We start from the raw sequence: 21,861 nt of genomic DNA on the forward strand, positions 1-21,861 counted from the left end.
GAGGGTTTAAATGGTAGGTCCCAGACCCAGAATCGGCTTGTTTGCTACAGTCGATGAGCTTTATTCCACAGCATTTGATATGGCTGAAATTGATAAGGTCGTAAAAGATGATATATCAAAACTTATCAATAATTTGTCGGTTCAGAACGAGGTTGTTTTCAGAAAAATAGCCCGGACAGAAAAAGACGGAATTGAGGAAGGCAGGTATTTCTGCGGACTTGATCTCGACCTTATTATAATAAGCGAATTTGTTTACACTCTTGATGAAGTTATAATCGGATTTTTAAAAAATATTAACAAAAAGGTACCCATACTTGTCCTAATGGTTCAGGGTTACGAAGGAATACCCGAAGATCTAAGTGTAAAAGACTTTTCCAGATCATGGGGAATAAACGGAACAGTTCAGCTGACCTCATCAATCCCCAATATGGTTGACGGTTTTGAATATAAGTTTCTTGTAGGAAATCCTGGTGAAAAAAGCATCTCTGAAAAGATCAGCCTGTTTGCAAAAGCATCATGGGTAATTAATTCTCTTAAAAAATTAAAACTGGCATATCTTCCCGGAGTTTTTAAGGGCATGCATGACAACTGGGATAATAATGCAAAGCTTGAAAAATTATTCGGTATTGAGCTGGACTGGCTTAATTTTTCCGATGTGGTAAAAGAGGTCAGGAAAGTCAAAGAAGAGGAGATAAAAGCTGAAGTTGAAGATATGAGAAAAAAATACAAAATAATTGAGCCCGAAGACATTGATTTATATGACGAAGCAAGAATGTATCTGGGGGTTAAAAATCTTATAAAAAACAAAAACCTCTCCGGACTTACAATAACAGTCGATCCAAATAATTGTAATGAATTCATGGATTTCAGGGTGCTTGCTTATTATACAATGTCAAAACTCATGGATGATTGTTTTGCATGTTCAGATGAAGGAGATATGTCCCATGTAATCTGTCAGCTTATACTTGGAAAACTCACCGGAAGCCCTGTCCAGCAGTGGGAGAACTGGGCGTTTGATAAAAGCAAAAATATTGTAATGGGTGGACATAGCGGGATTGGTTCAACCAGGCTTGCAAAAGACAAAAATGAAATATATGTAAGAAATCTTATGTATGATACATATACTCTTCCTGACGGACAGGTAAGGAAAGGTTTTGCATTTAATTTTGTTTTGAAACCGGGAAAGGTGACTCTTCTTACCATGGGAGCTATTCACGACGAATATAAATTAAAGATAGTAAGAGGCAGTGCTATTGATTATAGTCTTCTTGATATACACTCTCCCTTTGCTGTAATCAAAATAGATAATACGGACATTGAAGATTATTTTGAGAAAATATGCAGATTCGGCTGTGGAAAGCACTTTGCTCTTGTCTATGGTGATGTTTCAGAAGAATGCGTATCAATAGCGGAAATAATGAAAATGGATTATCTTCTGATTTAATACTAAAAAATAAATTTTCTTAAACTATTATGACCGGACATATTTTTAAAAATAATGAGAATAGGAATTAATTTCTATCCTGATTTTGTTGAACTTCCACTTGAAGTTCTTAAAGAAGGCATCCTTAATGAAAAGAATCTTAAATTTGCAAAACAGATAGGTGCAGATGGTATTGTTGCATGGATGCCGTTGCCTGCAAAGAACGGGGTCTGGGCTTATGAGGATTTACTTGAATTAAGAAAGTTTGTTGAAAAAACCGGTCTTAAAATTGAGGCAGTTGAGAATCTTCCCCCTACTCATTATGACAGGATTTTATTTGGTCTGGAAGGCAGGGACAGTCAGATTGAAAATATCAAGACAACTATCAGGAATATGGGAAAGGCAGGTATTTACTGTCTTGGCTACTCTTTTTCAATTCCCGGTTACCAGGGACATTGCAGCAGAGGTGAGAATGGCGGCGGAAGAGGAGATTCAGGAATAATAAAGTTTGATTATGATAAGGTTGACAGCAAAGACTATCTTAATTATGGCGAATTATGGGGTGGCTGGAAGACTTCATATTATGATAAAAGCAAGCTGCTTGGAGAGGTAAAAAAGGAGCAGTTATGGGAAAGACTGATTTATTTTCTTGAAAAAATACTACCCGTTGCTGAAGAATCAGGTGTAAAGATGTGTATACACCCTGCTGATCCGCCGGCACCTGTCCTGAGAGGCGTAGAGAATATTATGAATACTGTTGAAGATTTTAAGAAACTCATTGAGCTTTTTCCCGGCAATTATCACGGCCTGGAATTCTGTCAGGGTACTTTTGCAGAAATGCAGAATGTGGGGCCCGACGTAATAGAACTCATACATTATTTCGGGTCAAGGAAAAAGATATTTTATGTTCATTTCAGAAACGTTAAAGGAACATTTCCAAAATATGAGGAAGTATTTATAGACGAAGGAGATGTGTCTATGATTGAAGCTATGAAAGCTTACAGGGAAACAGGTTTTGACGGGGTTCTTATTCCCGATCATGTTCCTGTTATAAATTCGGTTTCCGAGCCTTGGCATACAGGCATGGCTTATTCAATAGGATATATGAAAGCGGTGATGCAGGCTTTAGATACTATCTGAAATTCTTGACAAATTTTTGCGGGGAATATATTATTGAAATCGATACCATAAACAAATTAATTTCTGTTATAAAATCTGATTAAACAATTAAATCTAATCAAAACAATGCTTTCCAAGCATATTTCTATCGGAAAGGGGTGGTAATATAGTAATAATTTACAAATGTAATAAACAATCTTGTTATGTTCTAGGAAGGAGAGCAAATGAAAAAAGGTATTTTTTTCAAACTGTTGATTACAGCAATATTAATAATTTCCATGCTCGCAGCTTATGGCCTTGCAGGTTGTTCACGGGCTGAATCCACTGCAAGTGAAGTTGTTGAAGAAGTGGCTGAGAAAGCTGTTGAAGAAACAACAACCACAAAAGCTGCCACAGAAGAAACGGAAGCCGCCAAGGACTATTCAGGGACGGTTCTCTCATTGCTTCATGATAAGGGAGGCAACCCTAATTACCAACCTTACTTTGAGGAAATGGGGGCAAAAACAGAAGAACTATTCGGAATTGGCATTGAACCTGTTCCATATCCTACGACAGACGTTTTTATTGCAACAGTAAATGCTTCTTTATCTACAAAAGATGCACCGGATATGTTTACATGGTGGTCGACATGGAGAATGAAAGACTTAATCGATCAAGGTCTTCTTGCTCCCACCACAGCTCTATGGGATAAGCATAAGGATGAGTATTCAGAAGGGCTGAGGAATGCATTTACATTTGACGGAGAAGCCTACGGATATTCTTATACACAGGAATACTGGCCGGTATGGTATAACAAAGACGTATTTGCAAAGTATGATCTTAAAGAACCAAAGACCTGGGCTGAGTTTGAAGCAGTATGCGACACACTTCTTAAAAACGGAGTTACTCCGATGGCACAGACAGTACAGGGAAGATGGCCTACCTTTATTATGTTTGAGCAATTCGTAATTGGCGAAGATCCCCAGCTTTATGTTGATCTTTGCGAAGGAAGAGTAAAGTATAGCGATCCCAAAATGAAGGCAGCTTTTGAGGTATGGAAAGATCTTATTGATAAAGGATACTTTACTGACCCCGGTATAGATTATTTTGTTGATGCACCGGCCATGTTTAATACGGGCGAACTAGGAATGATTCAGGCAGGAACATGGTATTATGAATCAGTTCTTATAGCTGCAGGAGTTGCAGAAGACCAGATAGGTGCATTTATACTACCATCCCAGAAAGAAAGCGCCGGAAAGAATATAATTCTTGAAATGTCTCCTATTTGTGTCTGCGCAAACTCTCAGAATCTTGAAGCTACAATGGTAGCGGTAGATTACTTTATGAGTGCAGAAGGAAACGAAATATTTGCTAAGTTAAATAAAGCATATCCCTCTAATATGAACTCAAATACCGATTTCCTTCCCGAGATAAAGATTAAAATAGCTGATACAGTTAAGGGCGAAAATTATAATATTCTTAACAGATACTGGGAAGCAACACCTACACCTATTTGCGAGGAAGCAGTTGATAAATTCGCTGAATTTATAACAAATCCGGACAAACTGGACCAGATACTGGTAGATCTGGATGTGATCGCCGATAAATTCTGGGGTGCAAACCAGTAAAATTTTTTCAGTTTGCGGGAAACAGACCGGTTCTGTTTCCCGCTCAGGAATATATTATCGGATTTGAGGAATAAACTTATGAAATATCATAATAAATTTGTTAGTTATTTATATATATTACCTTCTTTTCTGCTGGTATTTTTACTGCTGCTGGTTCCGATGTTTCAGAACATATACTACAGTTTCTTTCAGTGGAACGGGATTGCTGAACCTATCTTTAATGGTTTTAGCAATTATATTCAGCTTTTTAAAGATTCGAACTTTTTTACTTCATTAATAAATACAGTCCTCTGGGTTGTGATTACACTGATTTTCCCTGTTTTCGGAGGCCTTCTGATCGCAGTTTTCTTAAGGGGAATCAAATTCGGCAATTTCTTTAAGTCGATTTTTTACATACCGATTACAATATCTTTTGTTGCAACAGGAATAATCTGGAATTATATGTATAGCAGACAGATCGGTGTTTTAAATACTTTTCTTGATCTTATCGGAGTGAATAAAATTTCCTGGCTTGTAAATGTTCCATTAAATACTTTTTCCCTGTTAATTACATGGACATGGCAGCAGCTTGGCATAAATATGGTTTTGTTTCTGATGGGTCTGACGTCTATTCCTGTAGAACAGACAGAAGCTGCGACAATAGAAGGAGCAAGCAAATGGCAGACTTTTATTCATGTAACATTTCCCATGCTCAGACCTATTACCACGGTTGTTATTGTGATGGCAACAGCAAATTCCTTTAAAGTTTTTGACCTGATATATGTAATGACCAGGGGAGGCCCTTACAGATCTTCAGAAACACTGGCAGTAACCATGTTCAGGGAGACGTTTACGATGTCTAATATGGGTTATGGTGCTGCGATCTCAGTGGTTCTTTCTATTATAGTTGTTGCAATTTCGGCTATATATCTGAGAACCATGGTTAAAAAAGATTTGCTATATTATTAGAGAGGTAAAAAAAATGGCGGTGCTCAGAAAAATAATTACATATATTATTATAATATTTCTTGCTCTTGCGTGGTTATTGCCTGTATTCTCGGTTATTCAGGCTGCAGTAAAAAGTCCTGAGCAGTTTAATTCTTCAAGTTTTTTCCATTTTCCTACAGAATTTGCCTTATTTGAAAATTTTAAAAAAGCAATACAACAATGGAAACTACAGGAATTTTACATTAATTCCATTATATATTCGGTAGTCGGTGGGATTATAACAATAATTGCTGCCTCAATGGCTGCTTTCAGTATTGTAAGATTAAAACCAAAATTTAACTTTCTTTTGTTTTTGATAATTTATTCCGGTACTTTGTTTCCTTTCCAGATGTACCTGATACCTCTTTACAAGATTTTTAACCAGACAGGCCTTTATGATACAAAAACAGGAATGATACTTGTGTATTCTGCACTGGCAATTCCTTTCAGTCTTTTTGTATACAGAGGCTTTTATTCGACTATCCCGAAGGAAATCGAGGATGCTGCGATGATAGACGGGTGTAATTCTTTTCAACTTTATACAAGAATATTCTTACCCCAGTCTATAGCTCCCACTGCAGTAGTTGCATTATTTCAGATGTCATGGATATGGAATGATCTGTTGTTCGGAATGGTGCTGACAAGAACAGGAAATGCCAGACCGGTAATGGTATCTCTTGCTTCCATGTCAGGTGTTAGCGGAGGAATAATCCCTTATATAATGAGCGGAGTAATATTTACTTCTCTTCCGACAATTTTATTGTTTATTCTTCTGAGAAGGTATTTTATATCCGGAATGGTTTTATCTGTTGCAGGAGAGTAAAAAATTTTATTTGAAATTTATTTCTTAAAAAGGGGAAAGTTTAATGAATGAAGACTTAACTTCAAGACAAAGAGTCAGAAAGGCTCTGGAACATAAAGAAGGTGACAGGGTTCCAATTGATTTTGGAGGAATGCGGTCAACAGGAATATCTACAATTGCGTATAACAATCTCAGGAAAAAACTAGGTATAAAAAATAGTCTTTCAAGGATGTATGATTTTCAGCAGCAGCTTGCTTACCCTGAAAAAGAAGTAAGGGATCTTTTTCATGTGGATGTAATAGATGCAGGACAGGCCTTTCTTGCTGATGACAGTGAATGGAGACAGTGGGAACTAAATGACGGTTCCTTATGTCTTATTCCGAAATATATTGATGTTGAAACAGACGATAAGGGAACAGTATTTCTTAAAAATAAAAGAGGTTTGATTGTCGGTAAAAAACCGACAACATCTCTTTATGTTGACCAGGTATACTGGCCTTACTCTGATGAACCTTCCATCCCCGAGAAACTGGATGCAGGTAGATTTGTAGATATATTATGGTCTGTGCCTTCTCCTCCATGGCATCTGGATATCTTTGATGATAAGCAATATGAACTTTTTATAAAAACTATTAAAAAATTACATGATGAGACTGATTATGCGATAATGCTGGGGGTTGGATGCAATCTGTTTGAAATGGGTACATGGCTGAGAAGATTTGACAATTTTCTTTCAGATATAATGCTCGATAAAGCCGGTGTTGAAAGACTGCTTGACAAACTGGTTGAAGGATATCTGAAAAATCTTGAAAGAATTTTAAGCGGGGTAAAGGATTATGTAGACCTTCTTCAGTTTGGAGATGATCTTGGCACACAGCAGGGCCCATTTGTGCCACCAAAAATATTTAAGGATATTTTTGCTCCACGATATAAATTAATGTGGGATTATGTACACGAGAAAAGCAACTGCAAAGTTTTTCTGCATTCATGCGGTTCGATTTATGAACTTATCCCATTTATGATTGAAGCAGGAGTTGACGCTTTAAATCCCGTACAGACAACCACAACAAATATGGAAGAAGAGAAGCTTAAAAAAGAGTTTGGAAAAGATGTAACATTTTGGGGAGGCGGGGCAAATACCAGAGACGTTCTTGCATTGAAGACTCCGTCGGAAGTAAAGGAAGATGTAAAAAGAAGAATACAGGTTTTCGGCAAAGGCGGAGGATACGTTTTTAATTCCATTCATAATGTCATGGCTGATGTACCTCCTCAGAATGTGATTGCAATGTTTGAAGCTGCTTACGAGTTCGGAAAATATTGACAGTGTATTTATTTAATAAATAATTACGAATAAATTACAAAGATAAATCGCATGTCATTTCCGGGGTTTATCCGGATGAAGTATTAACTTCAGCTATATAATTATATGTTATATGAATAAAAATATTACAATTGGAGAAATAGCCAGGCTTGCCGGGGTTTCCAAGACTACAGTATCAAGAGTTTTGTCCGGAAAGACAAATCTTGTAAAAGATGAAACTCTGGAAAATATTTCAAAAATAATTAAAGAACAGAATTACAAGCCAAGCATTATAGCAAGAAGTCTAAGAACAAAAAAAACAAAACTCATAGGACTTATTATTGCCGACATAGAGAATCCTTTTTATTCCAGAGTAGCAAAAGGCATACTGGATGAAGCAGAAAAGCTCAATTATACGATAATAATAAGTAATTCAAACCACAGCACTTCACTTGAAAAAAAATTATTGGATACTTTTATTAACCGCCAGGTTGAAGGGCTTCTGCTTGCTACGATAAAACTGGAGGAAAATATGGTCCGGATTCTTCAGAAAGCGGGAATACCTTTTATTTTAATTGACACAAAGACCGACATGGAATCTGTAAGTTATGTTACCAGTGATAATTACTATGGAGGAAAACTTGCTGCAGAATATTTTATACAAAATGGTCATAGAAATATTGGATATCTGAGGTGCGACAAGTTAAGCAGCTTCAGAGAAAGAATGTTGGGTTTTAAAAAAACGCTGCAGCAGAATAGCTTGAATCATGACTATGAAGTCAGTCTTGAAGAAATAACATGCATCGGCAAAATATTTAGTGATCTGAAAACCTTGATAAGGGATGAAAAGATAACTGCTTTTTTTGCCGGCAATGATTATATTGCCATACAGGTATTGAAATATCTGACAAATGAGCTTAAATTAACGGTGCCTGAAGACCTTTCGCTTATAGGTTATGACAATATATCGATATCTTCAGCGGCAATGGTGCCTCTTACAACAATAATGCAGCCTAAATATTCAATGGGGAAGATTGCTTTTGAACAATTGATGCAGCTTATAAATGATAATCAAATAAAAGGTACTGCCAAAATAGTTTTCAAACCGGAACTTTTAGAAAGGAAATCAGTAAAAAAAATAAATTGCAATAAAGGTTAAGAATCTATATAATCTTACCATATAGTTAAATTAAGGTTATGATTTAAATTAAAGTATATTTTAGTTGGTAGAGACAAAGAGTCCAACAAGATATTAATCATTAAGATTATGTCGTGTGGGCTTTTTCTTTTTTTGTCCACTGTTTTCTATAGAATCATTTATTAACAAACTTAATTAATAAAAAACATCATGATGAAAGATTTCAACTTAAAAACAACTGTATTTTACAAACTTATAGACAAAACCCTTAAGCAGAAAATACACCTGCATGTAAAAGAAGTGTCAGCGAAAGAAGGAGATGATATTTCTCTTGTCATTTACGACGAAGGGATAGAAAAAAAATTTGATTTTTCACTGAAAGATGCTAAAAGCGATTTTTTTGAATTTTATCTTTCGCCTGTTGAAAGCAACAGAAAAATAGTAGCGGAATTGCTTTCCGGAAACATTAAGTTAAAAAAGGAAATCGTATTAAAACCCAGGAGGAAATGGGAGATACATGTTCAGAATTTTACGCATACCGATATAGGTTTTACGGATCTTCCCAGCAGGGTAGTACGAGGATACCAGGAGGCAGCAAAATCAATAATTGACTTCTGCAGACAGACTGCAAATTTTGATGAGGGGAGCAAATATAAATGGAATGTTGAAACAGGATACTGGCTTAAGAATGCATTAAAAGGAATGGACAAAAATGAATTACAGGAGTTCAGGGAGCTTGTAAAATCCGGATTTATTGAAATAACCCCTCTTTATGTTGCCCATACTTCCGAATTCAATGATGAAGAGACACTTATAAGAAGCATGTATTTTGCATTCAGGTTTGCAAAGGAATGTGGTGTCAAAATCGAGACGGCAATGGCATCAGACGTGACCGGCCAGCCCTGGATTCTGCCTCAGATTCTTTTAAAATCAGGGATCAGGTATTTTTCCACAGCAGTAAATTCAACAATGGCGAAAGCCCCCAAGCTTGAGAGGCCTTTTTACTGGCAGGCGGCAGATGGCTCAAAAATAATGTTACTTGATACTGATGAGAGACAGGCATACCAGGAAGGTATAATGATAGGTCTTCATGAAGATTATGAGACTGTTTATAAAAAGCTTCCCATCTATCTGGAAGATCTGGAAGATACCGGAAATTTTAATTTTGACCTTATTGCCTTAAGAGCTCCGGGCTATCCGGGAGATAATACAAAGCCCAATATAGTTGTAAGCCAGATAGTCCAGGAATGGAACAGGGAGTGGGTATTTCCAAAACTGATTATTTCAACTTACAGTGATTACTTTAAAAAGTTTGAAAAAATATATGGAGATAAATTAAAAACTTATTCAGGGGCATGGCCGGACTGGTGGGTTAATTACCATGGCGCTGTTTCATTTGAAACAGGTGTAAACAGGATAACCCATACTGATATTTCCAATGCTGAAAGATTTTCAACTCTGCTTTACATAAATGACAGAAAGGAATACAAATATCCCAAACCGGAAATAGACTATGTTTATGATAAACTGCTTCTTGCCGATGAGGCAGACTGGGCTGCCTACACCAGTAGTTCTGAACCCGACTGTCTCCAGTCAAAGGGACAGAAATATGAGATTGCTTCTTTTGTTTATCAGGCAGCAATAGATGCAAAAGAACTTTCAGATAATTCCAGAGTATCGCTATCGAAAATGCTGAAGTCAGGCAAGGGATCAGGAATAATTGTAAGCAATCCGCTCGGTTATAAAAGATCGGAAATTGCAGAGGTAGTTATACCGAAAACAGCAATGAAAGGTAAAGAAGGATTTAAAATAATCGATAGTATAACCGGAAAAGAAGTAAAGTCTCAATTTATGGAACAGGAATTGCACGATTTTCAGACGGCAAGTCTTAGAATTGCATTTTTTGCAGAAGATATTCCTCCTCTGGGATTTAAGGTTTTTGATTTTATTGCTGATGATTCTGAAAAAAAATACATAACAAAGAAAAGCATGGCCGGCGACCTGATAGAAAATGATTTTTATGCTATCAGGCTTAATCCTGATTCAGGAGAAATAATGGCAATAATTGATAAAGCTATTAAAGAGGATATTGTAGACAGCGGAAGCGAGTACAGGTTCAACCAGTTTGTTTATGACGCTGATGAAAATGAAAGACTGGTAGATTTAAGCAACCATGAAATATCAGAAAAAGATATCCTTTTCCTGCAGCCTTATTACAGGAAACTGCATGCAGACTTTTATGATTCTCCTACAGAAAAAGTCAAATTCAAAAGATATTTTGCTGAAAACAGCAGAATTGCAGAAATAAGAGAAGGTTCTTTGTTTACTGAAATAATTACAACTTCTTCCAGCTATATGTTCCCTCAGATAAAGACAAGAATTATGATTGATAATATCAATAAAAGGATAATCTTCAGAAACTACTTGTCAAAATATGAAAACCTGAATATGGAATCGCTTTATTTCATGTTTCCCTTCAATGCTGTAAAACCTTCAATGAAAATCAATATCCACGGAGGATTTTTTGAACCTGAGAATGAACAGCTTCCGGGTTCAGCCAAAGACTGGTACTGTGTGCAGAAGTGGATAAATATTGCCGACGGGAATCGCTCGTTTTTATTCAGTCCTCTTGAAGCGCCATTAGTTCAGCTTGGCGGCATAAACACAGGGAAGTATCTTGATAATATAAAAATCGATAATGGGACTGTAGCGTCCTTTGTGATGAATAACCACTGGTGGACTAATTCTCCGGCAAGCCAGTGCGGCAGGTTTGAATTCAGTTATTTTGTGAGCAGCAGTTCATCAGAATTTGACCCTGTCAGATCCGGCAGATTTGGCTGGTCTTCGCATTTCCCTCTTATTGCGGATTTCATAAGCAGGGAAGACGGAAATGGCAAATATGAATCATATAGTCTTATGGAAGAAGAACTTCCGGAAAATGTAATCCTTACAGGACTAAAAAAGGCTGAAGACGGCAAAGGTGTGATTTTCAGATTTCTTGAAACATCCGGAAAGAGCTGCTGCTTTGATTTTTCCTTAAATGGCAGAAAAATAAAAGAAGCATTTCTTACAGATCCTGTTGAGAAAAAATTAAAGGTTCTTGATATTGAAAAAGGGAAAATAAAAATTTCCCAGCTGCCTTTTGAGATGTCAAGTATTTATATTGCTACGGATTGACTTGATATGTCTGTTAAACTAACTGATAAAAGAGGCTTATTTTGAATGATAGAGTAAGATTAAATGTAAGAAAAAGTATTCTTTTCATTATAATTATATTTTTGTGTGCAATATGGCTTGTACCTATATATTTTCTTATTCTTATTTCTTTAAAATCATCAAAGGAATTTGCGGTAACTTCATTCTGGGAACTCCCAAAGACTTTTGCGCTTTTAAAAAATATCAGATATGTTTTTATTGAAACCAAATTGCTCAGGCCTTTCTTAAACAGTCTCATTTATGCATTATGCGGGAGCACTGTGGCAATTTTTATATCGTCTCTTGCAGGTTACGGACTTACAAAATTAAAGCTTAAAGGGGCTTTTCCTGTATTTATAATAATATGGAGCGGAATGATATTTCCGGTGCAAATATATCTTATTCCTCTGTATAAAGCATACCTGACTCTGAATCTTTATAATACAAGGATAGGCATGCTTCTGATATATATTGCTTTGATTATACCGTTTTGCGTTTTTGTTTTTAGAAATTTCTTTTTAACTGTTCCGGATGACTATATTGAAGCGGCAAAAATTGATGGATGCAGCAATTTTCAGATTTATTACAGGATACTTCTGCCTAACTCCTTTGCTCCCATGGCAATACTGGCACTTTTTCAGGGTAGCTTTATCTGGAATGATCTGATACTGGGAATGGTTCTGGCCGGGTCAGATTCAGTCAGGCCTGTCATGAATGCACTTGCTTTGCTTAATGCTGTTTATTCGGGGAAAAACATACCTGCAGTTATGACCGGAAACCTTTTAAGCGGGCTTCCGATCGTTATTGCTTATCTGCTGCTTCAGAAATATTTTATACAGGGACTAAAGCTTCAGGCGGCAGGAGAATAGTATTTGATTATAACAATTTTACTTTTTTTATTTAATTATTAGCTATAGGAGGTAAGAATAGGGAATTTTAATTGGTTCATAAACAATAAAAGGAGAAAAATATGAAAAAGTTTTTTATCTGGCTACTGGTTTGTATTTCTGTAGTTTCGTTAGGCCTGACATTTACAGGCTGTAAAAAAGAAGCTGCGGTAACGGAAACCACTGCAGCCCAGGCAGAAACCACAGCAGCAGAAACCACTGCCGCTGCGGCTGAAGAAGAAACAGCGGAACCGCTTTCAGGACCGTTAAGACTTTTCACCGATAAACCAGGCTGGCAGACAGGATGGGATGCAATTTTTGCAGGATTCAAGGAAGCAACCGGCGTAGATGTGGAAATGACCGGATATACTGAAATCGACACTTATACAGCAGCTGTAAAAACAGGGATACCTTCTACACAGGGTCCGGATGTTTTTACATGGTGGTCAAATTATAAGATTGCCGATCTGGCAAAAGAAGGTTTACTGGAAGATCTCTCACCTTTATTTGAAGCAGAGCAGGGAAAATACAATCCGGGCATTCTGGATAGTTTTTCTTACGAAGGCACCATATACGGAGCTCCTGTTCTTGTAGCTTCATGGCTGATGTTTTACAACAAACCTGTTTTTGAACAATACGGACTTTCAGAACCCAAAACCTGGGATGAATTTATGGATATATGTGAGACCCTTAAGTCAAACGGTGTAACTCCTATCGGTTTTACAATAGGAGGAGGATGGACAAGTTTCTTCTGGTTCCAGCAGATATTTGCTTCGAATTATCCGGAAGCATATTATGCAGTATGCCAGGGAGAACAAAGCTGGGATTCTGAAGAAGTAAAAAAGACATTTGAAATCTGGAAAGAAATGATTGATAAGGGATATTTTACAGATCCGGGAGTTGATCTGGGCAATGATGTGCCCCCGATGTTTGCAAAAGGTGAAGTTGCAATGACATACTGTGGCGACTGGTATACTGCTTATTTTGATGCAATTGAATTAAAAGGCGGGGAAGATTATTCTATGTTTGTAGTTCCGCCATATGAGCAGAACAGGACAAAGACTGTTCTTTACGAAGCAGGACCTATATGTATATCAAAGAATGCAAAGAATAAGGAAACAGCACAGAAATTCATAGAATACTGGATCTCAGATGAAGGACAGCAAATATGGTCAGAAGCAATGAAGTTTGTTTCACCTAATTCAGCAACACCCAAGGATCATCTTGATTCTGTAAAACAGAAAATTTCTACTGATGTTTTTGGCGATCCTGACGCGAAGCTACTTGTCAGATTCTGGGATGTAACACTTGAAACTATAACCCTGCCTGCCTGCGCCAGCTTTGACAAATTTGTTCTTGCTCCGGATACTTACGAGAATGTCATAAAAGAGCTTGATGAGATGTCTTCCAAGGCATGGGAAGAATACAGAGCTCAGCAATAGTATAAATAAGTATGGTATTAGTGGTAAAAAATACCTGATTTTTATTCAGCAAAATGGCGGACATGTAAAAAATGTCCGCCGAAAAAACAGCGGGGAAGTCGTTAAAAATGAAAAAAACTGGAAAAGCCGGAGTAATTTCCAATTACCTTTATGTGCTTCCGGCACTTATAATGGTTCTCACATTTCTTATTGCTCCGGTAATTTTTGTAATTTACGCAAGTTTTACAGACTGGGATTTACTTCATCCCATGAGTTTTGTCGGATTAAGAAACTATATAAAAATATTTACAGACCCCAATCTTCTTGTTTCGACAAGAAATACTTTGTTATGGGTAGTTATGATACTTGCAATACCGATGTTTCTCGGACTTGTCCTGGCAGTTTTTATTAAGAATGTCTGGTTTTCAAAACAAATAAAATCAGTTTTTTATATTCCGCTTGCGATGTCAGGAGCAGGAATAGGAATAATATGGAACTGGATTTTTTCAAGAACCGGACTGCTTAACTCCGTGCTTATTTCGCTTGGTGTTTTAACGATGCCCTCTTCATGGCTGCTTAATGTACCGCAGAATACATTTTCCATGGCTGTTGCAGCTACGTGGCAGGTGACGGGCCTGAACATGATACTGTTTCTCATGGGGTTGCAGAATGTACAACCTGAAGTTCTGGAAGCTGCAAAAATAGATGGAGCAAATGAATGGCAGACTTTTACGCGGATTATACTGCCTCTTCTCAAACCTATTACAACAGTAGTAATAATTCTTAATATCATAGGTAGTTTCAAAATATTCGATATAATCTGGGTGATGACGGCCGGCGGTCCTGCAAGGAGTTCGGAAACACTGGCTGTTTCCATGTATAAAGAGTCATTCAGTCTTTACAGAATGGGCTACGGCTCATCAATAGCGGTGCTTCTTTCTTTTATAGTTTTTGCAGTGGGCATAGGTTATCTGAGAATAGCAGGAAGGGAAAAATAAAAAGTAAAACCTCTTACTTCCTAATAAAAAATAGTACCCTGTTATATGTATGGCAAGGTGCTAAGTTCTTCAAACGCTATTTAAGTTCTTCAAGCACTATTTTTAAGCATACTTCCAATAATTACTTCAATAAATATTAAATACTTCAGAAATACTGATTATGATTTAATAATATGGATAACCCGGAGAATTCAAGTCCTCTTTATATGCTTCCCACTCTTTGTCAGAAATATTGCCGTTTTTCCTATAAAACTCTCTGGCTTCATTTAGAATCTCTTCGATTGCTTTTTCCTCGCTGCCGGACAATGGTTCAGGCTTATGTGTTTCCAGTATTTTTTCCATACGGTCTTTTGCATATTCAATACAATCTTTCTTGTTTGCTTCCATCCATTCAAGATATGTCAGGCTGTCTGAACTCTTTGGAATGAATTGTTCGCTTTTCCACCATTTTCTTGTATGCTCTTCAGTCAGGTATGTACCTGGAATGGGGCCGACCTGGCTGATGACATCAATAGCCAGAGTGTCATCATTTATCTCTACGCCCTGGAGGAATCGACCAATTGTAGCAGCAACATCATCATCCAATATCAGCTGAATGGGGTGAAATGAAAGTTCTCCATATATACATCCGTGATATCCTATCTCATTTGCCCCTGAAAGCAGTGAAAGCATAAGAGATATTGTCTTTTCATAACCACACTGATAATCTATTCTCTTGGAATTTGAAGCGCCGGTTGAATGATTTCCGATAGGGATTTTATACTTTCTCCATACCTGATTAAATACCACCTGATGCATTGAACTTTCTATTCTTCCAAAAACAGGATATCCTGAGCGCATATTCTGGGCAAATCCGAAATCACTTACAAGCACGCCTGTTCCCGGCTTTATTAATTGCGCCATAACTACTCCGCCCATTAATTCTGCATTATTTGTAACGGTCGCTCCTGCTATAGTTACCGGTGATGTTGCTCCATAAGTGGGACCGCTTTGTATGTATAAAGGAAAGCCTGCTTCAATATTTCTAAAGGCCGATATGCAGGCATCCTCCTGATATGTAAGAGGAGGTGAGATTGCAACCACTCCCAGGTTTATTGCTCCCAGAGCTTTTGCCATTCTGATTGCAAATGTCTCACAATCATTACCGTAATTACAATGCAGAGGCATTGTGCTGTTTCTGAAATTTGCTGCGTCTCCTTCCAGCATCTGCATTACTGCAGGTATATTTTTAAACCCGAACCATGGCACATAAGAACCTGTATAATGAACTGTGTCCAGTGCGTCCATTATTTTAACTGTTTCATAAAACTCTTTTCTTGTAGGCATTCTTGGTTCCCATGTTTCCATGTCAATAGTGTCTTTTCCGGGAAAAGGAAGAAAATTAGATACATTTCCGCCAAAACGGACATTGCTCCTGTGACCACGGCCTTTTACAGTGAAACTGCTGGGGCATTTTCTTAAGCATTCCTCTACAAGCCAGGGTGGAAATCTGACAATCCTTTTATCCATATCCACATTACAGTCATTTTCTTTAAAAAGTTTCAGCGCCCTGTCGCTTTCAAACCTGATACCTGTATTTTCAAGAATGTCCAGGGTGTTTTTGTGTATTGATTCAATCTGCTCTTCAGATAATATCTCCAAAGGCCTGAGATTGCGTGTTATTCCTTTTTTTCTTATCATTAAAGCCTACTCCTTTCCAAGCAATGTTTTACATAATCTGGGTGCTCTGGCAGCAGTTGCCTCATATCCGTCTGCACCGATTTCATCCGCAAACTCCTGGGTTGTTGCTGCTCCGCCTATTATTACTTTTACTTTTTCCCTGATACCTTTATTTTTAAGGACTTCAATAATTCTGTTTTGCTCAGTTACAGTTGTAGTAAGAAGGGCGGATAATGCAAGGATTTCGGGATTATATTTTTCAATAGCCTCTATGAAATGCTCAGAGGAAATATCTACTCCCAGATCAATTACTCTGAAGTTTTCTGCAACAAGGAAAGTTTTAACCATTGTTTTTCCAATATCATGGATATCACCTTTGACTGTACCCAGCACCACAGTACCTATCTTTTCAACTTCCTTTCCTGATTTTTCAATCTCTGCTTCCACTACTGCAATAGCTCCGGACATTGCGCTGGCAGCTCCTACAAGATCAGGAAGAAAGAGTTCTCCTTTTCCGAAATCATCACCTATCTTCCTGATAGTTTCAGTCATTCCTGCCAGGATATCATTAGGTTCAATTCCCTCCTCAATTGCTTTTACGGCTGTCTCCTGAGCCATATTTCGGTTATAAGTAATAATTGACTCTTTCAGACTGTTAATAGTATCAGACATATTGCTATTCCTCCAATCCGGGAAAGCGGCACCATAGGTGCCTTCTTTATATTTAAGATATTTTAAGTATATCGGTAAAAATGTACTATACTATTTTTGCAGGTAGTCCATCTGGTAAATCAAGACCAAAATAGTAAAAATTATGCGTGCTTTAAGTTAAAATGCTAAAATCAATTAAAGCTTTTGTCAATACTGTCAGAGAAGTTTGTCTTTTTCTTTTTTTTCAATTATCGGCCTTGCCCCGTATACGACTCCTCCTGCTATTGCAAGTATTACAAGCATGGCAAAAAGAAGCAGGGAACACATTGCAGCCTTTTCATTCTGTGCTCCAAGCTTAACCATCATAAACACAAGAGACCCTTCTCTTACGCCGATTCCCCCAAGCGAAATAGGAAGCATGGCTATTATTGTTACCACAGGTACTATAAAGATGAAATCGACAAGATTCAGCTCTATCCCCAGCGCTCTTGCTGCAAGCCAGTAATTCAGTATTACTGCAAACTGCAGCGTTATACTGTAAAACATGACCTTTACAAGAACCCATTTGAATTTTTTAAATGAAAGAAAAGTCTTATAAACATTTCTGAGTTTCTCAAATAATTTTGATAAAAATCTGATTTTACCGGCAAGTTTTTTAAGTCCCGGTATGTTTGGATTAAGAACAAGGAAAAAAAGCAGAAAGCTTATTGCAACAAAAATAATTATGGGTATTATTATGGACTTTTCGCCAATAGTGGTAAATCCCAGAAATAAAGCAACGATTGCAAATAATCCTGAAGCAATAATACCTGAGAGTCTTTCAATTACTATAACCGATACAGAAGAACTCATGGGAAAACCGGTTTTTTTCGTAACATCATAAGCTCTGTAAACATCCCCGCCGATACTTGTGGGAAGAAAATTGTTAAAAAGCATTCCGACAAGAACAGAACCTGAAAGAAACGATATGGAAGTGTTCACATTTTGTGTTTTCAGGAGAGTCTGCCACCTGAAAGCAGTTATCCATATACCATAGGCATGTGTTAAAAAAGATAATCCGAGCAGAAGAATGTTTATGTCTTTTAGATTGGAAGCAATGGTTCTAAAGTCTTTGAATTGTGAAAAAATCAGAAATATTATTAGTCCGAGACTGATTGCAAGACGCAATGTGGTATTTATTATTTTTTTTCTTTTCCGGTAAAAAGCTTTTATTTTTTTGATTGCCGCCATTACCCAGGACCCTTCTTCTTTAATAATTAAATTTAGATTTTAACATGTAAATATTTTTTAAAAAAAATAAAACTGTTTTTTTATATCCTTATCCGGTGTTTACCTTATTTTTATAAAACCATTATCCAGATACCACTGCGCAGTGAGATTAATGCCTGTTTTCATATCTATCTTCGGTTCATATCCAAGCACATCTTTTGCTTTCCGGATGCTGAATGCCCTGTTTTTCTTGAAAAAAGCTACTCTTCTTTTAAAAATAGGTGGCTGTTTTTTAATTTTTAATAATTTATAAGTTCCTTCTGTCAATGCTGCCAGGGCGTAAATCGGCAGGTAGGGAATGTGGATTTTTGGCGGATTTACGCCAAACTCCCGTGCTATCATCTTTGTCAGTTCATTCAGACTGGCATAACTGTTGTCGCCTATTATAAATACCTCTCCTACCGCTTCATCTTTTTCGCCACAGAGAAGGTAGCCGTCAATCAGATTATCTATATAAACCATGTGAAAACAAGCTTGTCCGTTTCCCATGATAAACCATCTTCTGGCTGCAATCATTTTGAACATTTTCAGAAGCCTCATATCTCCCGGTCCGTAAATCGCTGCAGGTCTTAAAACAGAAACCGGCAGGTTTTTTCCTTTTGCATATCTTAATGCTTCAAGTTCAGCCCTGCATTTGGACTGCTGATAAGCGTCACCGGGGCTGTGTGGTTCGGTTTCGTCTGAAGGAGGATTTTTTACTGTCGTGACAACACCTATGGTGCTGGTATGAACCAGTCTTTCTACATTATATTCAAGACATGCATCAAAGACGTTTATGGAGCCTTTATAATTGGTATCCCAGTAAAACTTCTCATCAACATAGGCTTCCCTGTAAGCTGCTGCAACATGATAGACTTTTTGTACTCCCTTAACAGCTTTAAAAACCACGTCCCTGTCCCTGATATCTCCTGTAATTATTTCAGCTCCTGCTTTTTTTATCTCTTCTGCTCTGACTTCCGAACGGGCAAGAACCCGTACATCATTATTTAAACCCAGTAGTTTTTTTGCAAGATGACCGCCTGTAAATCCGGTGCCACCGGTGACAAGAACTTTCATTTTTACCTCACTTTTTAATTTTTCCTTATGCTGTCCCTAAAAAATATTCCCATATAATCGGAAGGTATTCCCAGGATTGTCCGTCTGAAAACCCTATCGCAGTTTGAGCAGGGATGCAAATCATCAATATCTCTGCCGGAAAATTTTTTTCTCATATGGACAATCTTATTGTCATTAAATATTTCTTTTAAGTTTTTCCTGTTTATATCTCCCAGCTCTAATCTGCCAAAAAAATCCTGAGGACAGGGAACGACTTTTCCATCACTTAATATTACCATTGCATACCAGAGGAATGTGCATTTTAAAATTTTTGTCTTTTTAAAACCGGTGTCAGCGCTTTCCGGTTCGGCAGTTTTCAGGGAACCGCCCCAGTTATGCGGTTTTCTGATAACGAATCTGTCCGGAGTATTATTTTTAAAAGCGGAAAAGAATTTTCTTTTTTGCTTTCCCAGCTCTTTTTGCATTAGGTCTTTATCATATTCGATTACCTGAATTGTAGTATGCGGGGTTTTTGAAAAAAGATCCTTTTTTATTCTTAAAAACTCATTTATTTTCATCAGGACATCTTCAAATTCTGCACCTATACGGTTTTTTTCATACATTTCCTTTGTATATCCGTCAAAAGAAAAAGATATTCTGTGCAGACCTGACTTTATGAGTTTTTCCGACATTTCGGAATCGAGAAGTACCGCATTTGTGTGAAGTCTTGTTTTAATACCCGAACTTACCGCATAATCTATCATTTCCGTAATTTCAGGGTTGATAAGTGCTTCTCCTCTGTGGAAAAGATTTACTTCATATACCTGTGTTTTGATTTCATCTATTATTTTCCTGAAAAGGTCAAAATTCATATTATTTTTTTGTTTATCAGGGAGATCTTTGTTTACACATAAACGACATGCAAGATTACATATTCCGGAGGTCTCAATCCAGAGTTTTACAGGAAAGTAGCTGACTACCTTTTTTCCTGTAATATAAGAGAAATATATTTTTAAGAGGGTAAAATAATACTGATATTTTTTCATAAATTTATAATACAATGTCTGTAAACATCAAACGTTTCCGCCGCAGTCTTTGACCAGCTGAATTTTCCGGAATTTGTCAGGCATTGCTTTCTTATGTATGCGCTCAGATTATCATTTGACAGAATTTCATCCATTTTTAAACATATTTCTTTTTCATCAAAAGGTTTAAACAGCAAGTCAGGATGCTGAAGCACCTCAGGAATTGAAGATGTTTCCGAAGCAATGACAGGCAGTCCGCAGCTCATTGCTTCCAGCACAGGAAATCCGAAACCTTCAAATATTGAAGGATAGACAAAAAGGCTTGCCATATTATAGAGTTGAACAAGATCGTAGTCGCTGATCTCTCCGGTAAATATTATATCTGCCTTGTTCTTGCTGCTATTATAAAAATCAAAAGTCTCCTCACTTTTCCAGCCGGTCTTTCCTGCGATTACAAGCTTAAGGTTTTTGAATTTATATTTTTTCTTTAAAAGGTCAAAAGCCATTATAAGAGTTTTGAAATTCTTCCTGGGTTCAATAGTCCCGACACTCAGTATAAAATTACAATTGATGCCGTATTTCTGCATGACTTTTATGTCTATGTCATCTTCATCCAGAATCCTGAAGATATCTTCAGATGCAAGATAAACGACTCTTATTTTGGACGGTTCTGTTCCAAGATATTCAATTATGTCTCTTTTTGTAGATTGAGAGTCTGCAATTATCATCTTTGCCTTTTTTGCATTTTGTGAAACCATCTTCTGGTATTTTCTGACAAACCATTCAAAATTAAATTCAGGAAATCTGAAAAAAGACATGTCATGGATTGTAAGAACAATATTTTTATTGAAAGTAGGAGGAATTATATAGTCAGGACAGTGAAGAATATCGCTTTTGAATCCCCTTATCTCTATTGCAGGGAATTTTTTCCGGCCCAGTTTTTCAAGCTGCTTCTGACTGACAGGGTAGAAGCTTGCTTTAATATTTTTTTGCGGATTGTTTTTTAAAAAATCTTCAAATATATGCATGTGCTCATTTGAAGCATGATATCCCGTGAAAATAAATTCATCATTATTTTTGGATTTCAGCAGATTTTTAATAAGATTATTTATGTATCTTCCGGCACCCATCCTGGTTCCGAAATTTAATACTGTTGAAACTTCTATTCCGATTTTCATGAAAATTTCATTATTTTAAAAACTGTTTTATAATCTGTCGATGAATTCGTGAACACTTACCGGTTCTTTTTCAAGCTTGTTGTGAAGCTTGGACGTCAGGATTTTCTTATCGAATTTTAGTTTGGTATTTTCAAGACTTTCCAGATAGCTTATATATTCCATATATCTGCTGCTGCCTGTAATCACAA

The 21,861-nt window shown here is 37.0% G+C and carries 17 protein-coding genes; 11 read left to right on the plus strand and 6 right to left on the minus strand.

Annotated elements, in window-relative coordinates; all coding sequences use genetic code 11:
- Window positions 1-10 precede the first annotated feature (10 nt).
- The 11 genes from GXZ93_06985 to GXZ93_07035 all read left to right on the plus strand — a co-directional run bounded on the left by GXZ93_06985 (window position 11) and on the right by GXZ93_07035 (window position 14,856).
- Entirely contained in the window at window positions 11-1,444 is a 1,434-nt protein-coding gene (locus tag GXZ93_06985) for a hypothetical protein (protein HHT79517.1), read from the plus strand.
- Window positions 1,445-1,498: 54 nt separating this feature from the next.
- Window positions 1,499-2,563, plus strand: coding sequence for a TIM barrel protein (locus GXZ93_06990; protein ID HHT79518.1), 1,065 nt, complete (start codon window positions 1,499-1,501; stop codon window positions 2,561-2,563).
- 203 nt (window positions 2,564-2,766) lie between these two features.
- Window positions 2,767-4,149 carry an extracellular solute-binding protein gene (locus GXZ93_06995; protein ID HHT79519.1) on the plus strand — a complete coding sequence of 461 codons (1,383 nt, stop codon included), beginning with the start codon at window positions 2,767-2,769 and terminating at the stop codon, window positions 4,147-4,149.
- A gap of 78 nt (window positions 4,150-4,227) precedes the next feature.
- A complete protein-coding gene (locus tag GXZ93_07000; protein HHT79520.1) occupies window positions 4,228-5,097 on the plus strand; it encodes a sugar ABC transporter permease in 870 nt (289 codons plus the stop codon).
- Window positions 5,098-5,110: 13 nt separating this feature from the next.
- Window positions 5,111-5,938 carry a carbohydrate ABC transporter permease gene (locus GXZ93_07005; GenBank protein ID HHT79521.1) on the plus strand — a complete coding sequence of 276 codons (828 nt, stop codon included), beginning with the start codon at window positions 5,111-5,113 and terminating at the stop codon, window positions 5,936-5,938.
- A 43-nt stretch (window positions 5,939-5,981) separates the two neighbouring features.
- The gene (locus GXZ93_07010) at window positions 5,982-7,238 is read left to right on the plus strand and encodes a methyltransferase (GenBank protein HHT79522.1); all 1,257 of its coding nucleotides are present in this window, start codon (window positions 5,982-5,984) and stop codon (window positions 7,236-7,238) included.
- 112 nt (window positions 7,239-7,350) lie between these two features.
- Entirely contained in the window at window positions 7,351-8,376 is a 1,026-nt protein-coding gene (locus tag GXZ93_07015) for a LacI family transcriptional regulator (GenBank protein HHT79523.1), read from the plus strand.
- 192 nt (window positions 8,377-8,568) lie between these two features.
- A complete protein-coding gene (locus tag GXZ93_07020) occupies window positions 8,569-11,532 on the plus strand; it encodes a hypothetical protein (GenBank protein HHT79524.1) in 2,964 nt (987 codons plus the stop codon).
- A gap of 41 nt (window positions 11,533-11,573) precedes the next feature.
- Window positions 11,574-12,419, plus strand: coding sequence for a carbohydrate ABC transporter permease (locus GXZ93_07025; protein HHT79525.1), 846 nt, complete (start codon window positions 11,574-11,576; stop codon window positions 12,417-12,419).
- 101 nt (window positions 12,420-12,520) lie between these two features.
- On the plus strand, window positions 12,521-13,879 hold the full coding sequence (locus tag GXZ93_07030) for a sugar ABC transporter substrate-binding protein (GenBank protein HHT79526.1): 1,359 nt from the start codon (window positions 12,521-12,523) through the stop codon (window positions 13,877-13,879).
- A gap of 107 nt (window positions 13,880-13,986) precedes the next feature.
- Window positions 13,987-14,856 (plus strand): sugar ABC transporter permease, encoded by an 870-nt coding sequence (locus tag GXZ93_07035; GenBank protein HHT79527.1) that lies wholly within the window; start codon window positions 13,987-13,989, stop codon window positions 14,854-14,856.
- Between the two features lie 165 nt (window positions 14,857-15,021).
- Here GXZ93_07035 and GXZ93_07040 read toward each other — a convergent pair whose 3' ends face one another.
- The 6 genes from GXZ93_07040 to GXZ93_07065 form a co-directional block, all read right to left on the minus strand.
- Window positions 15,022-16,536, minus strand: coding sequence for a hypothetical protein (locus tag GXZ93_07040; protein HHT79528.1), 1,515 nt, complete (start codon window positions 16,534-16,536; stop codon window positions 15,022-15,024).
- Window positions 16,537-16,542: 6 nt separating this feature from the next.
- Window positions 16,543-17,187: a cobalamin-binding protein gene (locus tag GXZ93_07045; protein ID HHT79529.1), complete on the minus strand. Its 645-nt coding sequence runs from the start codon at window positions 17,185-17,187 to the stop codon at window positions 16,543-16,545.
- A 195-nt stretch (window positions 17,188-17,382) separates the two neighbouring features.
- Window positions 17,383-18,396, minus strand: coding sequence for a flippase-like domain-containing protein (locus tag GXZ93_07050; protein HHT79530.1), 1,014 nt, complete (start codon window positions 18,394-18,396; stop codon window positions 17,383-17,385).
- Between the two features lie 99 nt (window positions 18,397-18,495).
- Entirely contained in the window at window positions 18,496-19,491 is a 996-nt protein-coding gene (locus tag GXZ93_07055) for an NAD-dependent epimerase/dehydratase family protein (protein HHT79531.1), read from the minus strand.
- A gap of 14 nt (window positions 19,492-19,505) precedes the next feature.
- Window positions 19,506-20,516 carry a radical SAM protein gene (locus tag GXZ93_07060; GenBank protein ID HHT79532.1) on the minus strand — a complete coding sequence of 337 codons (1,011 nt, stop codon included), beginning with the start codon at window positions 20,514-20,516 and terminating at the stop codon, window positions 19,506-19,508.
- Window positions 20,513-21,673: a glycosyltransferase family 4 protein gene (locus GXZ93_07065; GenBank protein ID HHT79533.1), complete on the minus strand. Its 1,161-nt coding sequence runs from the start codon at window positions 21,671-21,673 to the stop codon at window positions 20,513-20,515. Before GXZ93_07065 ends, GXZ93_07060 begins: the two co-directional genes overlap by 4 nt.
- Window positions 21,674-21,861 lie beyond the last annotated feature (188 nt).

It is taken from the genome of Actinomycetota bacterium (assembly GCA_012837825.1).
Taxonomy (GTDB): Bacteria; Actinomycetota; Humimicrobiia; order Humimicrobiales; family Humimicrobiaceae; genus Humimicrobium.

Coding starts and splice junctions, on each gene's coding strand:
- GXZ93_07045 (HHT79529.1), bottom strand. CDS start 17,187: ATGTCTGATACTATTAACAGTCTGAAAGAGTCAATTATTACTTATAAC.
- GXZ93_06995 (HHT79519.1), top strand. CDS start 2,767: ATGAAAAAAGGTATTTTTTTCAAACTGTTGATTACAGCAATATTAATA.
- GXZ93_07060 (HHT79532.1), bottom strand. CDS start 20,516: ATGAAAAAATATCAGTATTATTTTACCCTCTTAAAAATATATTTCTCT.
- GXZ93_07015 (HHT79523.1), top strand. CDS start 7,351: ATGAATAAAAATATTACAATTGGAGAAATAGCCAGGCTTGCCGGGGTT.
- GXZ93_07040 (HHT79528.1), bottom strand. CDS start 16,536: ATGATAAGAAAAAAAGGAATAACACGCAATCTCAGGCCTTTGGAGATA.
- GXZ93_07030 (HHT79526.1), top strand. CDS start 12,521: ATGAAAAAGTTTTTTATCTGGCTACTGGTTTGTATTTCTGTAGTTTCG.
- GXZ93_07010 (HHT79522.1), top strand. CDS start 5,982: ATGAATGAAGACTTAACTTCAAGACAAAGAGTCAGAAAGGCTCTGGAA.
- GXZ93_06985 (HHT79517.1), top strand. CDS start 11: ATGGTAGGTCCCAGACCCAGAATCGGCTTGTTTGCTACAGTCGATGAG.
- GXZ93_07020 (HHT79524.1), top strand. CDS start 8,569: ATGAAAGATTTCAACTTAAAAACAACTGTATTTTACAAACTTATAGAC.
- GXZ93_07065 (HHT79533.1), bottom strand. CDS start 21,673: ATGAAAATCGGAATAGAAGTTTCAACAGTATTAAATTTCGGAACCAGG.
- GXZ93_07055 (HHT79531.1), bottom strand. CDS start 19,491: ATGAAAGTTCTTGTCACCGGTGGCACCGGATTTACAGGCGGTCATCTT.
- GXZ93_07050 (HHT79530.1), bottom strand. CDS start 18,396: ATGGCGGCAATCAAAAAAATAAAAGCTTTTTACCGGAAAAGAAAAAAA.
- GXZ93_06990 (HHT79518.1), top strand. CDS start 1,499: ATGAGAATAGGAATTAATTTCTATCCTGATTTTGTTGAACTTCCACTT.
- GXZ93_07005 (HHT79521.1), top strand. CDS start 5,111: ATGGCGGTGCTCAGAAAAATAATTACATATATTATTATAATATTTCTT.
- GXZ93_07000 (HHT79520.1), top strand. CDS start 4,228: ATGAAATATCATAATAAATTTGTTAGTTATTTATATATATTACCTTCT.
- GXZ93_07035 (HHT79527.1), top strand. CDS start 13,987: ATGAAAAAAACTGGAAAAGCCGGAGTAATTTCCAATTACCTTTATGTG.